A 20043-nucleotide genomic window follows, 5' to 3' on the forward strand; every position below is an offset into this window, starting at 1 on the left:
GACATGTCTCAGTCAGCATCAAAGGTACTGGCGATTGCCGCAACGGCATGGTCTGGCCGTGGCCGGATCCGCCGATCGGCAATGCCGATCCTGGCGATCGCGATCGCCGCCTCGCTTGCCGGTTGCGCTAAGCGCGACAGCATCACGGTTGGGGCGATTCCCGACGATTATCGCACCGCGCATCCGATCGTAATTGCTGAGAAGAACCAGAAGCTGGACCTCCCGGTCGGCGCCGGCGATCGCGGCATGACCGGCTCGCAGCGCGACACGCTTCTGGGCTTCCTTGTCGGCTACGACAGGAGCGCTGCCCCGGCGCTGACGATCGCAACCCCGATCGGCTCGGCCAATGAGGTGGCGGCGACTGCCGCGGCGCGCGATTTCGCCAGGCTGGCGGTTGCCAGCGGCATCAAGCGAAACCGGATCGTGGTGACCTCCTACCAGTCGGTTTCCCCGGAAGCCTCGGCGCCTATCCGCGTTTCCTATATTTCGGTGAGAGCCCAGACCGACAAATGCGGGCGCTGGCCCGAAGACATCCTCGCAACCTCCGAAAACAAGCACTACGCCGATTACGGCTGCTCCTCTCAAAACAACCTCGCCGCGCAACTCGCCAATCCGGCCGATCTGCTCGGGCCAAGAAAGTCGTCCGATATCGACGCCGAGAACCGCGGCGCGGTGATCGACGTCTATCGCGGCAGAGGTATTTCGGACGAGTTCCTCGGCAATTCGGAAGTGACGTACTAGGAGCGCCGGTCCCGCGTAGAGACCGGAAGAGAAGTCACGGAAAAGAGCATGACAATGAGCAATCTTGCCTACGATACGCCCGTAGACGGCGGCGACAGCTCGCAATCGGATATTGCCGCGATGCAGGCGCTGCGGCCGGTGCCGCGTATTTCGATCCAGGCATTTTGCGAGACGGAAGGTGTCGCGCATCCGGTGGAGCGGGCCGGCGAGGATCGCCGCATGGCCAAGGCGCATCTGAAAGTGCATATGGGCGGCATCGCCACGGCGATCGAATTCTACCAGTCGGCGCCGACGCCGAACCTGATCCTGCTGGAATCGCGCAGCGAACCGAAGCAGTTGCTGGAGCAGCTTGCCCAGCTTTCCGAATATTGCGATCCCTCCTCGAAAGTCGTGGTGATCGGCCACTACAACGATGTCGGTCTTTACCGCGAACTCATCCGCTTCGGTATTTCCGAATATGTCATCGCGCCGGTGTCGATGGCCGATATCGTCTCCGTGGTTTCATCGATCTTCGTCGATCCGGAAGCCGAGCCGATCGGCCGCTCGATCGCCTTCATCGGCGCCAAGGGCGGCGTCGGCTCCTCGACCATCGCCCACAATGTAGCGTGGGCGATGTCATCGCTGTTCAAGTCGGAAGTGGTCGTCGCCGATCTCGACCTGGCTTTCGGGACGGCCAACATAAATTTCGACCAGGACCCTGCGCAAGGCATCGCCGAAGCCGTGTTTTCGCCCGAACGAGTTGACGAGGTCTATCTCGACCGGCTGCTTGCCCAGTGCGCCGAACATCTGTCGCTGCTCGCCGCGCCCTCCACCCTCGAACGTGTCTATGATTTCGATCCCGATGCCTTCACGCAACTCATCGACACCGCGCAGCGCAGTGTGCCGCTGCTGGTGCTCGACGTTCCTCATGTCTGGACTGGCTGGACCAAGAACACACTGATCAAGGCTGACGAGATCGTCATCACGGCGACGCCGGAACTGGCCAATCTGCGCAACACCAAGAATCTGGTCGATATGCTGACGCGGCTTCGCCCGAACGATCCGCCGCCGAAACTGATCATCAACCAGGCCGGCGTACCGAAGCGACCCGAGATATCCGCTTCCGACTTCGCCGAACCGCTCAGCCTCACGCCGATGTCGGTCATCGCCTTCGACCCGTTGTTGTTTGGAAATGCCGCCAACAACGGCCGCATGCTGGGCGAGATGGATGCCAGGAGCCCGGTCGTCGGCATGATCAACGAAATCGCGCATGTCCTGACCGGTCGCAGCGAAATCAAGGCCAGGAAGAAGGCAGGCCTTGGCGGCCTGCTCGGCAAGCTCTCGCGTAACAAGAAATGACGCTCCCCTCCAAATCAAGAAGTAGAGCATGATGTCGTTCGAAAACCGCTTCGGCATCATGTTCTGGACGGAATTGGTAGTCGATCATGTTTGGTAAAAGAGGCTCCGACGACGGCGGCCGGTTCACCCCGGAGTTCCGTCAGCCAGCACCGGCGCCAGCGGCGCCGGCCACTGCAACGCCTGCGGACATGGCGGTACTTGCCCGGCCCGCGGCAGCGCCGCCTGGAGCGCCGGGAACCCCGCCAACTCGCCGTGCCGTTGAGGCGCCATCGATGGCGCCGGAGCCGCCAAAAAAGATCCAGCGCGAAAAAAGTGAAACCTACTACGACACCAAGAGCCAGGTCTTCTCCGCGCTCATCGACACCATTGACCTGTCGCAACTCGCCAAGCTCGATCCCGAGAGCGCGCGCGAGGAAATCCGCGACATCGTCAACGACATCATCGCCATCAAAAATTTCGCAATGTCGATCGCCGAGCAGGAAGAGTTGCTCGAGGACATCTGCAACGATGTGCTGGGCTACGGCCCGCTGGAGCCGCTGCTCGCCCGCGACGATATCGCCGACATCATGGTCAACGGCTCCAAGAACGTCTACATCGAAGTCAATGGCAAGGTCGAACAGACCGGCATCCGCTTCCGCGACAATCAGCAGCTGCTCAACATCTGCCAGCGCATCGTCAGCCAGGTTGGCCGCCGCGTCGACGAATCGAGTCCGATCTGCGACGCCCGCCTACCCGACGGCTCCCGCGTCAACGTCATCGCCCCGCCGCTCTCCATCGACGGCACCGCGCTCACCATCCGCAAGTTCAAGAAGGACAAGCTGACGCTCGATCAGCTGGTCAAGTTCGGCGCCATCTCGCCGCAGGGCGCCGAGATCCTCAAGATCATCGGCCGCGTCCGCTGCAACATCGTCATCTCCGGCGGTACCGGCTCTGGCAAGACGACGCTGCTCAACTGCCTGACCAACTATATCGACCGCGAGGAACGCGTCATCACCTGCGAGGACTCGGCCGAACTGCAACTGCAGCAGCCGCACGTGGTGCGTCTCGAAACCCGCCCGCCCAATCTCGAGGGCGAAGGCGAGGTGACCATGCGCGACCTGGTCAAGAACTGCCTGCGCATGCGGCCCGAACGCATCATCGTCGGCGAAGTGCGCGGACCGGAGGTTTTCGACCTGCTGCAGGCGATGAACACCGGCCATGACGGGTCGATGGGAACGATCCACTCCAACAGCCCGCGCGAATGCCTGAACCGTATCGAATCCATGATCGCCATGGGCGGCTATTCGCTGCCGCAGAAGACCGTGCGTGAAATCGTCGTCGGCTCCATCGATGTCATCATCCAGGCAGCACGCCTTCGCGACGGCTCGCGCCGCATCACCCACATCACCGAGGTGATCGGCATGGAAGGCGACGTCATCATCACGCAGGATATCGTGCTCTACAACATCAAGGGCGAGGACTCGAATGGAAGGCTGCTTGGCGAGCACGTGTCGACCGGCATCGGCCGCCCGCATTTCTGGGATCGCGCCCGCTACTATGGCGAGGAACAGCGCCTCGCCAATGCGCTGGAATCGATGGAGAAACGCGCTGACTGACGCATATCGAGGTTGGAAGCAATTCCAGGAAAAGTGTGAAGCGGTTTTCCCGGGAAAAGCGCGTAGCGCTTTCCCTTGGGAATTGCGTCAAAACAAAGCGATAGCGCATATCGCCGTTTCCTTGAAACGGCGATATGCGCTGGGGACCGAGGTCGATGTTCGGAATTGACACCACCGTACTGGCGTTCATCGTGCTCGCCGGCTTCAGCGCCGGTGCGGTCGCCTATGCCTTCCTGTTCACCAAGATGAGCAACGAGAAGCAGGCCGGCAAGCGGCTCGAGACGATCAAGGCGGCCGAGACCGATCGTTCGGTCGTCAAGGCTTCGCGCGACCGTGTCGCGGAGGCGGTCAAGCGGCGTAAATCTGTCCAGGACACGCTGAAACAGCTCGACGAAAAGCAGAAAACCAACGAACTCGCCGTCAAGAAGCCGCCGTTGAAGGCCCAGATTCGTCAGGCCGGCATGCAGGTCTCGATCGAACGTTTCTATATCTACTCCGTCATTTGCGGCATCGCGCTGACGGTGCTTGCCTATCTCGCCGGCGCGCCGCTTCTGGTCCTGCCGGGCGCGCTGCTGGCGGGGGCGCTCGGCCTGCCGCGCTGGTTCGTCTCGTTTCGCCGCGCGCGCCGGGTCAAGGCGTTCCTCAACGAATTTCCCAACGCCCTCGACATCATCGTGCGCGCCGTCAAATCCGGCCTGCCGCTCAACGACGCCATTCGCCTGATCGCCAGTGAATCGCCGGAGCCGGTCAAGACCGAGTTCCGCCGGATCGTCGATTCACAGCAGATTGGCATGTCCATCCCCGATGCCACCTTGCGCATGGCTGAAACCATGCCGTGCAGCGAGGCAAGCTTCTTCGGCATCGTTATCCAGATCCAGTCACAGGCCGGCGGTAATCTCTCCGAGGCGCTTGGCAACCTGTCGCGCGTGCTTCGCGATCGCAAGAAGATGAAGGCCAAGGTCCAGGCGCTTTCCATGGAAGCCAAGGCGTCGGCCGTCATCATCGGCGCGCTGCCTTTTGTCGTCGCCCTTCTCGTCTATCTGTCGAGCCCGAACTACATCATGCCGCTGTTCACCACCAGCACCGGCAATCTGATCCTCGGCTGTTCCGGCGTCTGGATGTCGATCGGCATTCTGGTGATGCGCAAGATGATGAACTTTGAAGTTTAGGCCGACCTTGGAAAGCTCGAAACGAAAAGACTGAAAACGAATGACCGACCAAGTCGTAAAATCGCTGACCGATCCTGCCTTCCTGATAGCGTTGCTGGTTGGCATTGCGGTGTTCGCGACCGTCTTCACGGTGCTGCCGGCCCTTGGTGGCAATCAGCTCAAGACGCGCATGAGATCGGTGGCGCTGGAGCGTGACGAATTGCGCGCTAAGCAGCGCGCGCGGCTTGCCAATGAAGCCGATCGTCGCCGCAAGGGGCTGCGCGAAGAGCAGTCGATCGGCATGCGCAACATCGTCGACAGGCTGGACCTGCGGCGTGCGTTGGCCGATGAAGGCACGTTGCAGAAGCTCAAGGTGGCGGGCTTTCGTGGCCAGAACCCGCTGACGCGCTTCCTGTTCTTCCGCCTGATCCTGCCTTTTGTCGGTTTCGCGCTGGCAGGGATCTATCTGTTCGTGCTCGGCGGACTGCCGGACCGGCCGGCCTTCGTGAAACTGTTCGTCTGCATCCTTGTCGCCTACGCGGGTTTCTACGCGCCGATCCTTTACGTCAACAATCGTGCCGCCAAGCGCAAGCAGTCGATCCAGGCGGCGTGGCCGGATGCGCTGGACCTGATGCTGATCTGCGTCGAATCGGGCATGTCGGTCGAGGCTGCCTTGCGCAAGGTCTCCGAGGAGATCGGTTCGCAGTCGGTGGCGCTGGCGGAGGAATTCGTGCTGACCAACGCCGAACTCTCTTATCTGCAGGAGCGCAGGCAGGCTTATGAAAACCTCTCGGCTCGTACCGGCCTGGAATCGGTGAAGTCAGTGTCCCAGGCGCTGGTCCAGGCCGAACGCTACGGCACCCCCGTGGCGCACGCATTGCGCGTTCTGGCCTCGGAAAGCCGCGACATGCGCATGAATGCCGCCGAGAAGAAGGCCGCCGCCCTGCCGCCGAAGCTTACCGTGCCGATGATCCTGTTCTTCCTGCCGGTTTTGTTCGCCATCATTCTGGGCCCAGCCGGCATTCAGGTCAGTCAGCGCGGCATCTTCGGCGACCAGCACAATTCCTCAAGCCAGTAGGCCTCGTTGCAGCCGTACAAAAGAGCCGCACTGCCAATGCAGTGCGGCTCTTGGTTTTCAGCGTTGATGCGTGGACGGATTTGCGCTGTGCGGAGCCGGCGCCCATGCGGCGCTCAGTTGGTCGCCGGCTTTGCCTTGTCCTGATCCTTGAGTTGGCTCCAGGCGTTCTGCTGGGCAAGCATCTGGCGAAGATAGGCTACATTGGCTTGCGCCTGTTCGGGCGAAAGCTCCTGCGAGGCGATCTTCTCGGCCTCGTCGAAGCGGCCCTGCAGTCCCACGACCAGCGCAAGGTTCTGGCGCACCCGGCTGTCGGCATTCGGTTGCCGGGCTGCCGAGCGCATATAGGTCTCGGCGGTGCGCAGATCGCCTTCCAGCACATAGGACATGCCGAGATTGGAAAGGATCGAGGGTTCGTTCGGCTTGAGGTCCAGCGCCTTGCGGTAGTTCTGGCGCGCTTCATCCTTCTGGCCAAGCTGGTCGAGAATGGCGGCCTCGGCCGACATCAGCCGCCAGTCCGGATATTCCGGTGTCTGCGCCCGGCGCACGGCGTCGAGCGCCGGCTCGAACTGGCCGTTGGCGGCCAGCGCCTTGCCGTAGGCGGCAAGCACGTCGCGATCCTTGGGGTAGGCGATCGCCAGCTTGCGCATAACGGCAAGCGACTGGTCGGCATCGCCGTCCATCTGGAGCGCCGCCGCAAAATTTGTCGCCAGTCGCTTGTCGTTGGGGTTCTTTGCGTAGGATTCGCCGAGCCGCGTGGTCGCGCCGTGCAACTCGCCGGCCGACATGGTTTCCAGCGGTTTGCCGCTGGTGCGCCCGATCGAGCCGGTCGTGAGCTTGCTGGTTCCGCACCCGGCAACACCGGCCGCCAGCGCCATCAGCAGTGCCGTGGTGACCAACCGTTTGCCCGTGACGTTCATCCTGCGGTTGGTGGGCATCGGCACGGGGCTCTCCATTCCTGCGCGTGGCCATTCACGTGGCCATCTTCATCCCCGCAGAAATATTCTGTTAACCCTAACGGACAGTTAAAAAGCGAGCCGTCGGATCGGTGAACGGCCCGCCGGAAGCCTTTGGCCTGGCATGTCCAATGTCCGGCCTCTGTGCATAGATGTTGAAATCATCCGACGTCCCTGTCACTTGACTGAGGACGGCCTGCAAGCCTCCCGGAGACCATCGAATGCCTGTCGAACTCATCGAGACACTAAGCACTGCCTTGCCGGTCCATCTGGTCGCGAGGGATGGACTGGAGGCTTTGGCGCTTTCGCCTTCCACGACCGCATGGGCGGCCGCCAACGGCTTTTCCGGCGAAGCCGGCAGGACGCTGGCCCTGCCCGGCGACAACGGTTCCCTTGCCGGCGCTTTGTTCGGCGTCGGTGATGGCGAGGGGGCGCTGGCCGTCGGCATGCTGGCGAGAGCCTTGCCGGAAGGCGACTGGCATTTTGCCGCCGCTCCAGCCGAGCCGGAACTCGCGGCCATAGCCTTGGTGCTTGGCGGTTACGTCTTCACTCGCTACGGCAAGAAATCAGGCAAGGCGTTGCGTTTCGCGCTGCCGCCCGGCGCGGATGCGGGTCATGTCCGGCGAATCGCCGACGGCGTCTTCCTGGCGCGCGACCTCGTCAACACGCCGACCAGCGACATGGGACCGGACGAGTTGGAGAAGGCCGTGCGGACCCTGGCGGCCACTCACAAGGCCGAGGTGTCGGTGATCAAGGGGGATGATCTCCTGAAGCAGAATTTCCCGATGATCCATGCGGTCGGCCGGGCCTCGGTCGGAGCGCCGCGACTGATCGACATGGTTTGGGGACCGGAAGGCGCGCCGAAGGTGACGCTGGTCGGCAAGGGTGTCTGTTTCGACACTGGCGGCCTCGACATCAAACCGTCGTCGGGCATGCTCTTGATGAAGAAGGATATGGGCGGCGCCGCCAATGTGCTGGGCCTGGCCTCGATGATCATGGCTGCCGGGCTGAAGAGCCGGCTGCGCGTCCTGATCCCGGCGGTCGAGAATTCGATTGCCGGCAACGCCTTCCGGCCTGGAGATGTACTGACCAGCCGCAAGGGCCTCACCGTCGAGATCGGCAACACCGACGCCGAAGGGCGGCTGGTGCTGGCCGATGCGCTGGCGCTGGCCGATGACGAGGAGCCGGAACTGCTGATCGACATGGCGACGCTGACCGGGGCAGCGCGTGTCGCGCTCGGTCCCGATCTGCCGCCTTTCTACACTGGCGACGAAGCGCTGGCGTCCGAACTGGCTGCGGCCTCGGTGGCCGTCGAGGATCCGTTGTGGCGCATGCCGTTGTGGCGGCCCTATGACGGCAGGCTGGCGTCGAAGATCGCCGACATCAACAACGTCACCACGGACGGTTTCGCCGGCTCGGTCACCGCGGCGCTGTTCCTCAAGCGCTTTGTCGAACGGACAACGGGCTGGGCGCATTTCGACATCTTCGCCTGGAACCCGTCCGATCGCCCCTACGGACCCGCCGGCGGCGAGGCGCAAGGCATCCGTGCACTGGAGCGGGTCATTTCGAGGCGCTATGCCTAGGGTCGTGAGCAAAGCACACTGCCTCTAAACTGAAACGGAACCGAAACAATTTGCCGTCATGCTCGCGCGATGTCGATTTCGATGCGTCCGAGCCAGGCGATGCGACTATGGCAGCAGGTGATGCTGTCGCAGGTGCGCGCCGGCGCGCCAGATCTCACCATGCGCCAGACGGCGATCCTGTTCACCATCTATCTCGACCCGCCGCCGCACACGGTGCGCGGCCTGGCAGCCCGCCTCAATGTCACCAAGCCGGTTATCACCCGCGCGCTCGACACGATGGGTGCGCTGAAACTGGTGTCACGCCATCGCGACGAGCTCGACAAGCGCAATGTGCTGATCCGGCGCACGGTCGAAGGCGCGCTCTTTGTCGAGCGCTTCGGGGATGGTATCGTTGCCAGGGCTCATGAACTGCCCATCTGATCAATCCATGAATTAGAACGAGTACCGATTTGACTGCCAGGGATGCCCGCCTCCACGCCTTCCGTTCCGACCTCGCCGATGCAAGGCTGAAAGGGGAGGTTTCGGCCGATCGCTTCGTCACCGGCCGTCGGGCTCGGATCACGGCCTCCGTGGCTGACGTGCGCAAGGCACCGCGCCCGGATGCCGGCGTCAACACGCAGGTACTGTTCGGCGACGATGTGCTTGTCTTCGAGGAAGCCGAAGGCTGGGCCTGGGTCCAGGCCGAACGCGACGGCTATGTCGGCTACGTCGGCGCCACCATGCTGGGCGCACGCGAGCATGCGCCAACCCACATCGTCACGGCGCCGCGCACTTTTCTCTATCCAGGCCCGGATCTGCGCTTTCCGATCAGCGGGCAATTGTCGATGGGCTCGACGGTGACGGTGAGGGGCGCTGCCGAAACGCGCGGCACGCACTATGCGCTGTTGCCTTCCGGCGAGGCGCTGATCGCCGGCCATGTGCGCCCGGTCAGCGATATCGCCGCCGACTATGTCTCGGTCGCCGAGATGTTTATCGGCACGCCCTATCTCTGGGGCGGCACCTCCGGCTTCGGCATCGACTGTTCTGGCCTCGTGCAACTGGCCATGCGCATGGCCGGCCTCAATGTGCTTCGAGATTCCGACATGCAGGCGGCAGGCCTGGGCGAGCCGCTCGATCCGGGATCCGATTATGCCGGGCTAAAACGCGGTGACCTCGTGTTCTGGAAGGGGCATGTCGCCGTTATGACCGACGCCGAGACCATGATCCACGCCAACGGCCACACCATGCTGGTCTCGCGCGAAGGGCTGAAGGATGCGGTTGATCGGATTGGGTATCTCTATGGCGGGCCGACTGGGTTTCGGCGGCCTTAGCGCCTCTTCCTTCGCCCCGTTCACGGGGAGAAGGTGCCCGAAGGGCGGATGAGGGGCGGCGCCAGCGATTGAAAGCTCGCGCTGTCCCTCACGTGCCTGCCGGCATCCTCTCCCCGTACGGGGTGAGGGCAACTCACGCGATCACCTTTTGTTCCGATTTTCCTTGGCGATCGCGCGCCGTCGCGCTACCTCTTTCGCGTGACCGAGCAGCCGCGCCTTGCCAAACAAAATGCCGCCGTCCTTCTGCCCGAGCCATTCATCAGATGGTTTGGCGAAAAAGGCTGGTCGCCGCGCGCTCACCAGATCGAGCTGCTGGCGAAGGCTCAAGCCGGGCAATCGGTGCTCTTGATCGCACCGACCGGCGCCGGCAAGACACTGGCCGGCTTCTTGCCATCGTTGACCGAACTGGCCAACCGCCCCAGACGCAAAGCCGGTATGGCACGGCGCGGCATCCATACGCTCTACATCTCGCCGCTGAAGGCGCTGGCCGTCGACATCGAGCGCAATCTCGGCAAGCCGGTGGAGGAGATCGGCCTGCCCGTCACCATCGAGACGCGCACCGGCGACACCCCTTCGCACAAGCGGCAGCGCCAGAAACTGGCGCCGCCCGACATCCTTTTGACCACGCCCGAGCAATTGGCGCTGCTGATTGCGGCCGGCGATGCCGGGCGCTTCTTCGAGGATCTGCGCTATGTCGTGCTCGACGAGTTGCATTCGCTGGTGGCATCGAAACGCGGCCATCTGCTGGCGCTCGGGCTGGCGCGGCTGCGCAGCATCGTGCCCGGCCTGCAGACGATCGGTCTGTCGGCAACGGTGGCCGAGCCCGACGAGTTGCGGCGCTGGCTGGTGAGCCAGAATCCGCCCAAAGGCCTGGCAAGTCCCGATATGTCTGAGCTCATCGTCGTAACCGGCGGCGCGAAGCCCGAAATCTCGATCCTCGATTCGGAAGAGCGCGTGCCATGGGCCGGCCATTCGGCGCGCTATGCGACGCCGGAAATCTACCGCGAGATCAAGCGCCACAAGACCACCCTGCTGTTCGTCAACACCCGCAGCCAGGCCGAGCTGCTGTTTCAGGAATTGTGGCGGGTCAACGAGGATACCTTGCCGATCGCGCTGCATCACGGCTCGCTCGATGTCACCCAGCGCCGCCGCGTCGAGAAGGCGATGGGAGACAATGCCTTACGTGCCATCGTTGCCACCTCGACGCTCGATCTCGGCATCGATTGGGGCGACGTCGATCTGGTCGTGCATGTCGGGGCGCCCAAGGGCGCCAGCCGGCTGGCGCAGCGCATCGGCCGTGCCAACCACCGCATGGACGAGCCGTCGAAGGCGATCCTCATCCCGGCCAATCGTTTCGAGGTGCTGGAGTGCCGGGCAGCGCTGGACGCCAACTATCTGGGCGCCCAGGATACGCCGCCGCTGGTCAATGGCGGGCTCGATGTGCTGGCCCAGCATGTGCTGGGCTGCGCCTGCGGAGCGCCGTTTCGCGCCGACGATCTCTACGAGGAAGTGCTGACAGCAGCGCCCTATGCCAGCCTCGACCGGCCGACATTCGACCGCGTCATCGATTTCGTCGCCACCGGCGGCTACGCACTGAAGAACTACGAGCGCTACGCCCGCATCCGCCTCAACAAGGACGGCATGTGGCGGGTCTCCAATCCCCGCGTCGCGCAGCAATATCGGCTGAACGTCGGCACCATCATCGAGGTGCCGGCGCTCAATGTGCGTTACGTCAAGGCCGGCAGCAAAGGCTCGGCTTCGCACGGCGGCCGGGCTCTGGGCAAGATCGAGGAGGCCTTCCTCGAAACGCTGACGCATGGCGACACCTTCATGTTTGCCGGCAAAGTGCTGCGCTTCGAAGGCATCCGCGAGAACGAATGCTTCGTCTCGAATGCGCCGGGAAGCGACGCCAAGGTTCCTTATTATGGCGGCGGCAAATTTCCGCTTTCGACTTACCTCGCCGAGCAGGTGCGCGCCATGCTGGACGACCCGCAGCGCTGGAAGAAGCTGCCCGAGCAGGTGTCGGATTGGCTGCGGTTCCAGGCCAACAAATCGGTATTGCCCAAACGCGACGACCTCTTGATCGAGACCTTTCCGCGCGGCAACCGTCACTATCTCGTCGCTTATCCTTTCGAGGGCAGGCTGGCGCACCAGACGCTCGGCATGCTGCTCACCCGCCGGCTGGACAGGGCCGGCGCCAGGCCGCTTGGCTTCGTCGCCACCGACTACGCATTGGCCATCTGGTCGCTGGGCGATATGGGCGCGATGTTCAAATCGCGGAAACCTTCGCTTGGCGCTCTGTTCGACCAGGACATGCTGGGCGACGACCTCGAGGCTTGGCTGGCCGACAGCTGGCTGCTCAAGCGCACCTTCCGCAACTGCGCGCTGATTTCAGGCCTGATCGAGAAACGTCACCCCGGCCAGGAGAAAAGCGGCCGCCAGGTCACCGTCTCGACCGATCTGATCTATGACGTGCTGCGCAGCCATGAGCCCGACCACATCCTGCTGCAGGCGACGCGCGCCGACGCGGCGACCGGTCTGCTCGATGTCAGCAGACTTGCCGACATGCTCTCGCGTATCCAGGGTCGAATCGTGCATAAGGCACTCGAACAGATATCGCCGCTGGCCGTGCCGATCATGCTCGAAATCGGCAAGATGCCGGTGAACGGCGAGGCCGACGAAACGCTGCTGATGGATGCCGCGACTTTGGTCGAGGAAGCCATGGGTCCTGGGATGGTTGAGGAATGAATTTTTCGCTGGCGCGGGCATCGCTGATCGCCGAGGCCGACTTTGTCGGCATCGCGGGCGAGCGCGCGATCTGTGATTCGCGCGGCGTGCTCTATTTCCCCGATCTGAGGCTGCTCGCGGTCTCCGACCTGCATCTGGAAAAGGGCTCGTCCTTCGCCAGGCGCGGCGCACTGATCCCGCCCTACGATACCGGCGCCACTCTGCTCCGGCTGCAGGCGGTAATCGCGGACTACCAGCCGGCCATCGTCATCAGCCTGGGCGACTCCTTCCACGACGGCGGCGGCGCTGAGCGCATGCATCAAACCTTCCGCGATCGGCTGGAAGCATTGATGGCCGGCCGCGACTGGTTCTGGGTCGCCGGCAACCATGACCCGGAAGCGCCGGCGGATTTGCCCGGCGAGACGGTGCGCGAACTCGCCATCGGCTCGCTGCTGTTCCGCCACGAGCCGTCGAAGATAAGAACCGAGGGCGAAGTTGCCGGCCATCTTCACCCTTGCGCCCGCATCGTCCAGCAGGGCCGCTCGGTGCGGCGGCGCTGCTTTGCCGGCGATGGCGGCCGCATGATCATGCCGGCCTTCGGCGCTTATACCGGCTCGCTCAACGTGCTCGACCGCGCCTATGCCGGCCTGTTCCGCCGCGAGACGTTGATAGCTTATATGATGGGCGCCGCGCGCATCTTCGCCATTTCCGGTTCGATGCTGCGGCCGGGCTGAGTTTCTACGGTATAAGCACGGTTGCGCCTGTCGTCTGCCGTGCTTCGAGCCGGCGATGCGCCTCCGCCACTTCGGCAAGCGGCATGCTTGTGTGCACCGGGATTTTCACTGCGCCGCTGAGGACGACGCTGAACAGATCCTCGCTCATGGCGACGACGTCCTCACGCCTGGCGAGATGATGGAACAGCAACTGCCAGGTGGCGAACAGCGAACCCTTCTGCATCAAAAGCATGATGTCGAATGGCGGGATCGACCCCGACGCCGTGCCGTAGCTGACGAAGGTGCCGAACGGCCGCAGGCAGTCGAGCGAGGCGGGGAAGGTCGCGTTGCCGACGCCGTCATAGACGACGTGGCAGCCTTCGCCGTTGGTGACCTCTTTCACCCGTGCGGCGAAATTCTCTTTGCTGTAGTCGATGACATGGTCGCAGCTATTGGCGCGCGCAAGTTCGGCCTTTTCGGGTGAACCGACCGTGCCGATGACGGTCGCGCCGAGATGTTTGGCCCATTGCGTCAGGATGAGGCCGACGCCGCCCGCCGCGGCATGCACCAGGATAGTATGGCCCGCCTCGACGCGAAACGTGCGGCGCAGCAGATATTGCGCCGTCAGCCCCTTCAGCATCATCGCCGCACCTGTCTCGAAATCGATGGCGTCGGGCAGATGCACGACGAAATGCGCCGGCACGATGCGTTCTTCGGCATAGGCGCCGAGCGTCTCCACATAGGCGACTCGGTCGCCAGGCGCGAAGCCGCTGACGCCTTCACCGACGGCGACGATTTCGCCGGCGCCTTCATTGCCGGGAATGAATGGCAGAGCGGGCGGCGCGTATTCGCCGGTGCGAAAATAGATGTCGACGAAGTTGAGGCCGACCGCCCGGTTGCGCACGCGCACCTCGCCCGGTCCGGGCTGGCCGATGTCGACATCTTCGTAGGCGAGCATATCTGGCCCGCCATGGCGGTGAACACGGATCGCTTTCATGGTTTTCTTCCCTGCGCTGTTTCTCTTGAGTGTGAGATAGCGCGTGGCGGGATATCATTGTAGACTGATACCGATGACATCAGAGTTCAAACAAAATGATATCTGAACAGATCGGCCTCGACCTTCTCCGCACCTATGTCGCGGTCTGCCGGCAAGGTAGCCTGAGCAGGGTCGCCGCGCAGACCGGCAAGACCCAATCGGCGCTAAGCATGCAGATGCGCCGGCTGGAGGGCCTGCTCCAACGGCACTTGTTCCAGCGCACCGGCCGCGGTGTCGTACCGACTGCGGCGGGAGAGCTCTTTCTGGGATACGCGACCCGCATCCTCGCTCTCGGCGATGAAGCAGTGGCGCGTCTGCAGCAGGCTAGCATTGGCGGCGGCGTGCGTATTGGTCTTGCCGAAGAGGTCACCACGGCCGCGCTCTCGGCCGCGCTTGGGCGGCTGCATCGCACCTATCCCGACATCAGCCTCGACGCGATGGTCGAGCACAGCGTCGCGCTGGGACGGCTGTGGAGCGAGGATGCGTTGGATGTCATGGTTGCCCCGACATCCGTCGTCGCGGCCGATGCCGTGACGACATGGAACGTCGAACTGCAGTGGGTCTGCGCCCAGGACTATGTGCTGGACCATGACCGGCCACTCGATCTCGCCGCCTTCGGCGCAACCTGCCCTTGGCGCAGGCGGATGATCGAGGCGCTGGTCGCCGCCGGCCGGGAGCACCGGATCGCCTTGTCATGCCAGAGCGTCACCGGCCTTCAGGCCGCGATCGAGAACGGACTGGGCGTTGGACTGCTTCCGCCCGAATCCGTGCGCACCGCTTCGATGCGGGTGCTGAAGACGTCAGCCGGCCTGCCCGAGCCGCTCACGGTCCAATACGGCCTTTACGCGCACGACCGCAGGACAGCTGTAATCGATGCCGCGATCGAAATCCTGCTTAAGGATTTGCCGGCGGCGCCACGAGCACCGGCCGCCTGACGGCGGGACGCTCTACCGGCCGTAATAGAGGGTGACGGTGTGCTTGGCCTCGGCGAAGAACAGCCAGCGCTCGACCAGCATGCCGGCGAACTGGACGATTGCCGCAAGCACCGACAGCACCGCTGCGAATGGCCAGGGCAAAGCGAATAAGACAGAAAGCAGCAGCAGGGCAGGCAAGGCGAAAGCCAGCAACTGCGTGATCAGCCGCAGCTTTGCGCCATGCTTGCGCGCGATCCGAAAACCCATTTCCTTGAGCAGGTAGTTCTCCTCGGTGTGCGGCCATTCCAGCGAGCGCACCGTCCCTCCGGCGAGGCCTGTCGCCGTGTTGGCGGTGGTCGCGATCTTCAGCGCGTCATTGTATCGCCACGTCGCCAGCTTCCAGCCCCAGCCGAGCAAGGTCAGCAGCAGGGCGGCTACGGCAACGGCGGTCGGGCTGATAGCGAAAGCCTGCAGCAGCGCGTTCAACAGCACGCTGCCGGTCATCGCCGAAAAGATGAGATAGCCCGGCAGCGTATACGGGCTATGCCACTGCGCGATCGGCTTCAGCGAGGCATAGATCATGCCGGTGGTGCAGACGGTGACGATTGCGCCGATAGTTGCGAGAAACCCGGCGATGGCCATCCAGCCTCCGGTGCGGCCAAAAAACACCCAGCCGATGCCGAACAGCCCGGCGGGAATGAAGGTCGCGACCGAGGCCACGCCTTCGCGCGACAGCCAGGAACTGCGCCATTGCGAGAAGGCGCGCCATGCACGTTCGGGGCGGCCGAGATGGCCGGTCGAGGACAATAGGCCGGCGGCGATCAGGCCGAGCGACAGCCCCATGCCGATAAGGCCGAGCCAGAAATGGGCCGGGATAAAACCCAGTCCGCCAAGCACGCCAAGCAGCGCCAGCAGGCCGTAGCCCGCTCCTGTGGCAGTTGTGAAGAAGACGACGGAAAAGGCTGGATGCATTGGTCAGTTCGAAAGCATGCGGTCGATCCAGCCAAGAAAACCGCCTTCGGCCGTGACCGGCTCGAGCCTTGGCGCCGGCACCGATGCGGCGCGCTGGGCGCGCGGCGGCAGATATTTGTTGGTCGGCTTGTAACCCATCTCCGGCATCAGGTCGACGCCGCCACGCTCCGCCACCAGTTGCGACACCGCCGAGGTGGGATCGCCGAGGTCGCCGAAATGCCGGGCGCTGGTCGGGCAGGCGGCAACGCAGGCCGGCACGCGGTCTTCCTCGGCCAGATTGGCGTTGTAGATGCGGTCGACGCACAGCGTGCATTTCTTCATCACGCCGACGTCGGTATCGAATTCGCGCGCGCCATAGGGACAGGCCCAGCTGCACAGTTTGCAGCCGATGCATTTGCTTTCGTCGATCAGCACGATGCCGTCCGACGCCCGCTTGTAGGAGGCGCCGGTGGGGCAGACGGTGACGCAGGCCGGCGTTTCACAGTGCAGGCAGGAGCGGGGGAAGTTGACCGTGCGACCGCCCGCTTCGGTCGTAAGCTCGTAGCTGTGCACGCGGTTGAACCAGACGCCGTCGACATCGCCACCATAGGGGTCGATGTCGGTTAGCGGCGCCATGTGGCCGCCGGTGTTCCACTCCTTGCAGGCGGTGACGCAGGCCTGGCAGCCGACGCAGGTGTCGAGGTCGATGACCAGGCCAAGCTTCTTGTCTGTATGGGCGGGAAGGCAGGTCATTCCACGGCTTCCCTATGGACGCGGAACTCGGCGCCGAAGCGAAGGATGTCGGGCGAAGGCTCGACATTTGGCGGCTGGCTGAAGCGCTCGAATTGCGGCTCGGTGAAGCCGGCTTCTTCGGAGGCGCATTTGACGATGCGAACCCTGAGATCGAACCACGCCGCCTGGCCGGTGACCGGATCGGAATTCGAATAGCGTTTACCGTTCGCATCGGCCGAGGTCTGGTCGCCGATGATGTGGTTGAGCAGGAAGCCGCGATTGCTCTCGGCGGCGTTGTCCTTCAGCCCCCAGGCGCCGCGCCTTTTGCCGATGGCGTTCCATGTCCAGACCGTATCCGCATTGACCCCGTCGACCAGCTTGATCTGTCCCTTCACCCGGCCGTTGATGCTTTCGATCCACACCCAGTCGTCGTCGGCCAGGTCGAGAACTGCCGCGGTCTGGTGGTGCACGAACAGGCGGTTCTGGCTGGTGATTTGCCGCAGCCACGCATTCTGCGAGCCCCAGGAATGATACATGTGCATAGGCCGCTGCGTCAGCGCATGCAGCGGGTATTTCTGCGGATCGACCGCGGCCTCTTCGAACGGCGTAAACCAGAACGGCAGCGGATCCATATAGGTCTCGATGCGCTGGCGTTCGCTCTCGGGCGGCTGGACGCGACCATGACCGCGCGCGGCGAGGCGAAAGCGCTGCATCGGTTCGCAATAGAGCTGGAACACGATCGGCTCGGCCTTGGGGATGAACCCCATCTGCTCTGCGAAGTCGAGATAGGAGCGGTTGGCCATCTTGTAATAGCGCTGGTCCTCAGCAAAATCCTGGTGCCAGAAGCCGCCATTGCCGATGTAGCGCTGCAACTGGTCGGGATTGACTTCGCCCTTGCCGACGGAAGTGCCGTCCTTGCCGCGCCAGCCGGCCAGCGGGCCGATGCCCGGCGTGCGTTCGTGATTGACGATGTAGTCGGCATAGTCGGCATATCTGGCCGAGCCATCGTCCTCGACGAAGCCGGGCAGGCCAAGCCGAGCGCCAAGTTCGATCAGCACCGATTGGAACGGCCTGACATCTCGGTCCGGTTCGACCACCGGATGGCGGATCGCGTCGCCCGGCCCGTCGGCATGGCTGATCGGCCGGTCGAGCAGGCTGATGCAGTCGTGACGTTCGAGATAGGTGGTGTCGGGCAGCACCAGGTCGGCGAACGGCACCGTCTCGGAATAATAGGCGTCGGAATAGATGATGAAGGGGATCTTGTAGTTACCCGCTTCGTCATGGTCGGTGAGCATGGCAATGGTCTCGACGGTGTTCATCGAGGAATTCCACGCCATGTTCGACATGTACATCATCAGCGTGTCGATTGGGTACGGGTCACCGGCCCACGCATTGCGGATGACCGTATGCATCAGCCCATGCGCGGCGAGCGGCGCATCCCAGGAATAAGCCTTGTCGATGCGCAAAGGCGTGCCGGCCTCGTCGACCAGGAGATCGTCCGGCCCGCAGACGAAGCCGAGCGGCATGCCGTCGAGCGGCGTCATCGGCCTGACCACCTTGCCGGCCGGCTTCGGTCCCGGGGGCGCCGAGCGCGGGTAGGGGGGCTTGAAACGGAAGCCGCCGGGCACGTCCACCGTGCCGAGCAGCACCTGCAGCAGGTGGATGGCACGGCAGGAGTGAAAGCCGTTGGAGTGGGCCGAGATGCCGCGCATGGCATGCATCGACACCGGCCGTCCCTTGATCGTCTCGTGCCGCCGTCCGGCCCAGTCGGTCCACGCAACCGGCAGTTCGATCGTCTGTTCGAAGGCGACGTGGGCGAGTTCGGCAGCGATCCGGCGGATGGTGTCGGCCGGAATGCCGCATCGTGCCGCGACCGCATCGGGTGCGTAGCTGTCGTCCATGTAGCGGTCGGCGATAAGCCGAAACACCGGCACGCAGCGGCGGCCGGCGAACGTGAAGCTGCCGGTCAACGCCGGCTTCGCATCCGCATCGGCTGCGTTGACGGTTGTCTTCGCCACTCTGTCCCACGCGAGAAGATTGTCGTCGCTGTCGCGCAGGAACAGCCCGTCGTCCGCCGCACCCGGCTCCTGGATGACCAGCACATGGGCGTTGGTGTAGCGGAGCAGATAATCGAGATCGACGCGGCCCGCCTTGAGCAGTTCGTGGATGAGGGCGAAGACGAAGAGGCCGTCGGTGCCGGGCCGGATCCCGATCCAGTCGTCGGCAATCGCGTTGTAGCCCGTGCGGCACGGGTTGATCGACACCACCTTGGCGCCGCGCGCCTTGAGTTTACCCAAGCCGATCTTGATCGGGTTGGAATCATGGTCCTCGGCGACGCCGAACAGCATGAAGTATTTCGTATTGTCCCAGTCCGGCTCGCCGAACTCCCAGAACGAGCCGCCGATCGTGTAGAGCCCGCCGGCCGCCATGTTGACCGAGCAGAAGCCGCCATGGGCGGCGAAGTTCGGCGTGCCGAACTGGCTCGCCCACCAGCCGGTCAGCGACTGCGACTGGTCGCGCCCGGTGAAGAAGGCGAGCTTTTTCGGATCGGTTCGGCGGATATTCGATAGCCGCTCGGTCGCAATCGAAAACGCTTCCTCCCACTCGATCTCGCGGAATTCACCCGAGCCCCGCAGGCCGCTGCGCAACAGCGGCTTCTTCAGCCGCGCCGGGCTGTAATGCTGCATGATGCCGGAGCTGCCCTTGCCGCAGATTACGCCGCGGTTGACCGGATGGTCCTTGTTGCCGTTGATGTAGCGCACCTTGCCGTCCTTGATGTGGACGTCGATGCCGCAGCGGCAGGCGCACATATAGCAGGTGGTCTTGGCGATGCTGTCGGAAACGGTTGGCGAGGTGTCGACACCGTCGCCTTCATCAGGCGCGCGTGTATTGGGAAGCGGCCGTTGCGACGGTGCGGAATTGGCCCCGCGCGGCGCAGCTGGGTTCATGATGCCGGCGTGCTTTTGCTACCTGCGAATTTGGCCCGCGTCTTCGGTCCGGGGCCACGCATATAGTGTTCTTCAGGATGATATCGATCGCCGGCCAGCCGCCGCCTGAGGCCACGGGTCCAATGCGCAAAAAGGGATCTGAACCGCCCGATCATTTTGTTGGCCGCGATTTGTTGGCGAATTTTTTCTAACTTCGACTGAAAAAGTAGAATAAAGCTATCGATCCGTCTAATCAGTTGTTCTTGTAAATTCGATCGGAATTGGTTCTTAATGCAC

The 20043-nt window shown here is 63.5% G+C and carries 17 protein-coding genes; 11 read left to right on the forward strand and 6 right to left on the reverse strand.

Annotated features, from left to right (window positions below; translation table 11 throughout):
• Positions 1 to 3 precede the first annotated feature (3 nt).
• The 5 genes from NKH38_RS16630 (at position 4) to NKH38_RS16650 (ending at position 5900) form a co-directional block, all read left to right on the forward strand.
• Entirely contained in the window at positions 4 to 741 is a 738-nt protein-coding gene (locus NKH38_RS16630) for a CpaD family pilus assembly protein (protein WP_352761978.1), read from the forward strand.
• Between the two features lie 54 nt (positions 742 to 795).
• The gene (locus NKH38_RS16635; RefSeq protein ID WP_352761977.1) at positions 796 to 2079 is read left to right on the forward strand and encodes a CpaE/TadZ family protein; all 1284 of its coding nucleotides are present in this window, start codon (positions 796 to 798) and stop codon (positions 2077 to 2079) included.
• Positions 2080 to 2165: 86 nt separating this feature from the next.
• Complete coding sequence (locus NKH38_RS16640) at positions 2166 to 3674, forward strand: TadA family conjugal transfer-associated ATPase (protein WP_023688717.1); 1509 nt, start codon at positions 2166 to 2168, stop codon at positions 3672 to 3674.
• A 155-nt stretch (positions 3675 to 3829) separates the two neighbouring features.
• Positions 3830 to 4843 carry a type II secretion system F family protein gene (locus tag NKH38_RS16645; protein WP_023669592.1) on the forward strand — a complete coding sequence of 338 codons (1014 nt, stop codon included), beginning with the start codon at positions 3830 to 3832 and terminating at the stop codon, positions 4841 to 4843.
• Between the two features lie 40 nt (positions 4844 to 4883).
• On the forward strand, positions 4884 to 5900 hold the full coding sequence (locus tag NKH38_RS16650) for a type II secretion system F family protein (RefSeq protein ID WP_023826811.1): 1017 nt from the start codon (positions 4884 to 4886) through the stop codon (positions 5898 to 5900).
• Positions 5901 to 6013: 113 nt separating this feature from the next.
• Here the strand turns inward: NKH38_RS16650 and NKH38_RS16655 are convergent, their stop codons facing one another.
• Entirely contained in the window at positions 6014 to 6835 is an 822-nt protein-coding gene (locus NKH38_RS16655; protein WP_352762011.1) for a tetratricopeptide repeat protein, read from the reverse strand.
• Between the two features lie 239 nt (positions 6836 to 7074).
• On the opposite strand from NKH38_RS16655, the gene NKH38_RS16660 reads away from it, so the two are divergent.
• From NKH38_RS16660 to NKH38_RS16670, 3 genes are all read left to right on the forward strand, one after another.
• Positions 7075 to 8436 carry a leucyl aminopeptidase family protein gene (locus NKH38_RS16660; RefSeq protein ID WP_352761976.1) on the forward strand — a complete coding sequence of 454 codons (1362 nt, stop codon included), beginning with the start codon at positions 7075 to 7077 and terminating at the stop codon, positions 8434 to 8436.
• A gap of 69 nt (positions 8437 to 8505) precedes the next feature.
• The gene (locus NKH38_RS16665) at positions 8506 to 8856 is read left to right on the forward strand and encodes a MarR family winged helix-turn-helix transcriptional regulator (protein WP_023669596.1); all 351 of its coding nucleotides are present in this window, start codon (positions 8506 to 8508) and stop codon (positions 8854 to 8856) included.
• Positions 8857 to 8885: 29 nt separating this feature from the next.
• Positions 8886 to 9746 carry a C40 family peptidase gene (locus tag NKH38_RS16670; RefSeq protein ID WP_352761975.1) on the forward strand — a complete coding sequence of 287 codons (861 nt, stop codon included), beginning with the start codon at positions 8886 to 8888 and terminating at the stop codon, positions 9744 to 9746.
• Between the two features lie 141 nt (positions 9747 to 9887).
• Here the strand turns inward: NKH38_RS16670 and NKH38_RS16675 are convergent, their stop codons facing one another.
• The gene (locus tag NKH38_RS16675) at positions 9888 to 10082 is read right to left on the reverse strand and encodes a hypothetical protein (RefSeq protein ID WP_245260071.1); all 195 of its coding nucleotides are present in this window, start codon (positions 10080 to 10082) and stop codon (positions 9888 to 9890) included.
• On the opposite strand from NKH38_RS16675, the gene NKH38_RS16680 reads away from it, so the two are divergent.
• Both NKH38_RS16680 and pdeM read left to right on the forward strand, forming a co-directional pair.
• Positions 9990 to 12494, forward strand: a complete 2505-nt coding sequence (locus NKH38_RS16680; RefSeq protein WP_352762010.1) for a ligase-associated DNA damage response DEXH box helicase — start codon at positions 9990 to 9992, stop codon at positions 12492 to 12494. The genes NKH38_RS16675 and NKH38_RS16680 overlap by 93 nt on opposite strands.
• A complete protein-coding gene (pdeM, locus tag NKH38_RS16685; RefSeq protein ID WP_023703455.1) occupies positions 12491 to 13207 on the forward strand; it encodes a ligase-associated DNA damage response endonuclease PdeM in 717 nt (238 codons plus the stop codon). Before NKH38_RS16680 ends, pdeM begins: the two co-directional genes overlap by 4 nt.
• A 4-nt stretch (positions 13208 to 13211) precedes the next feature.
• On the opposite strand, the gene NKH38_RS16690 is transcribed toward pdeM, so the two are convergent.
• A complete protein-coding gene (locus NKH38_RS16690; protein ID WP_352761974.1) occupies positions 13212 to 14183 on the reverse strand; it encodes a quinone oxidoreductase family protein in 972 nt (323 codons plus the stop codon).
• 95 nt (positions 14184 to 14278) lie between these two features.
• Here NKH38_RS16690 and NKH38_RS16695 point away from each other — a divergent pair, with 95 nt between their 5' ends.
• Entirely contained in the window at positions 14279 to 15157 is an 879-nt protein-coding gene (locus tag NKH38_RS16695) for a LysR substrate-binding domain-containing protein (protein ID WP_352761973.1), read from the forward strand.
• 12 nt (positions 15158 to 15169) lie between these two features.
• Here the strand turns inward: NKH38_RS16695 and NKH38_RS16700 are convergent, their stop codons facing one another.
• From NKH38_RS16700 to NKH38_RS16710, 3 genes are read right to left on the reverse strand one after another with little or no spacing between them, the layout of a single operon-like run.
• Positions 15170 to 16108: a dimethyl sulfoxide reductase anchor subunit family protein gene (locus tag NKH38_RS16700; RefSeq protein WP_352761972.1), complete on the reverse strand. Its 939-nt coding sequence runs from the start codon at positions 16106 to 16108 to the stop codon at positions 15170 to 15172.
• A gap of 3 nt (positions 16109 to 16111) precedes the next feature.
• Positions 16112 to 16840 carry a 4Fe-4S dicluster domain-containing protein gene (locus tag NKH38_RS16705; RefSeq protein WP_352761971.1) on the reverse strand — a complete coding sequence of 243 codons (729 nt, stop codon included), beginning with the start codon at positions 16838 to 16840 and terminating at the stop codon, positions 16112 to 16114.
• Positions 16837 to 19767, reverse strand: a complete 2931-nt coding sequence (locus tag NKH38_RS16710) for a molybdopterin oxidoreductase family protein (protein ID WP_023730954.1) — start codon at positions 19765 to 19767, stop codon at positions 16837 to 16839. Before NKH38_RS16710 ends, NKH38_RS16705 begins: the two co-directional genes overlap by 4 nt.
• Positions 19768 to 20043: the final 276 nt, after the last annotated feature.

Source organism: Mesorhizobium sp. M1078 (assembly GCF_040318615.1).
In the GTDB taxonomy this organism is placed as follows: Bacteria; Pseudomonadota; Alphaproteobacteria; order Rhizobiales; family Rhizobiaceae; genus Mesorhizobium.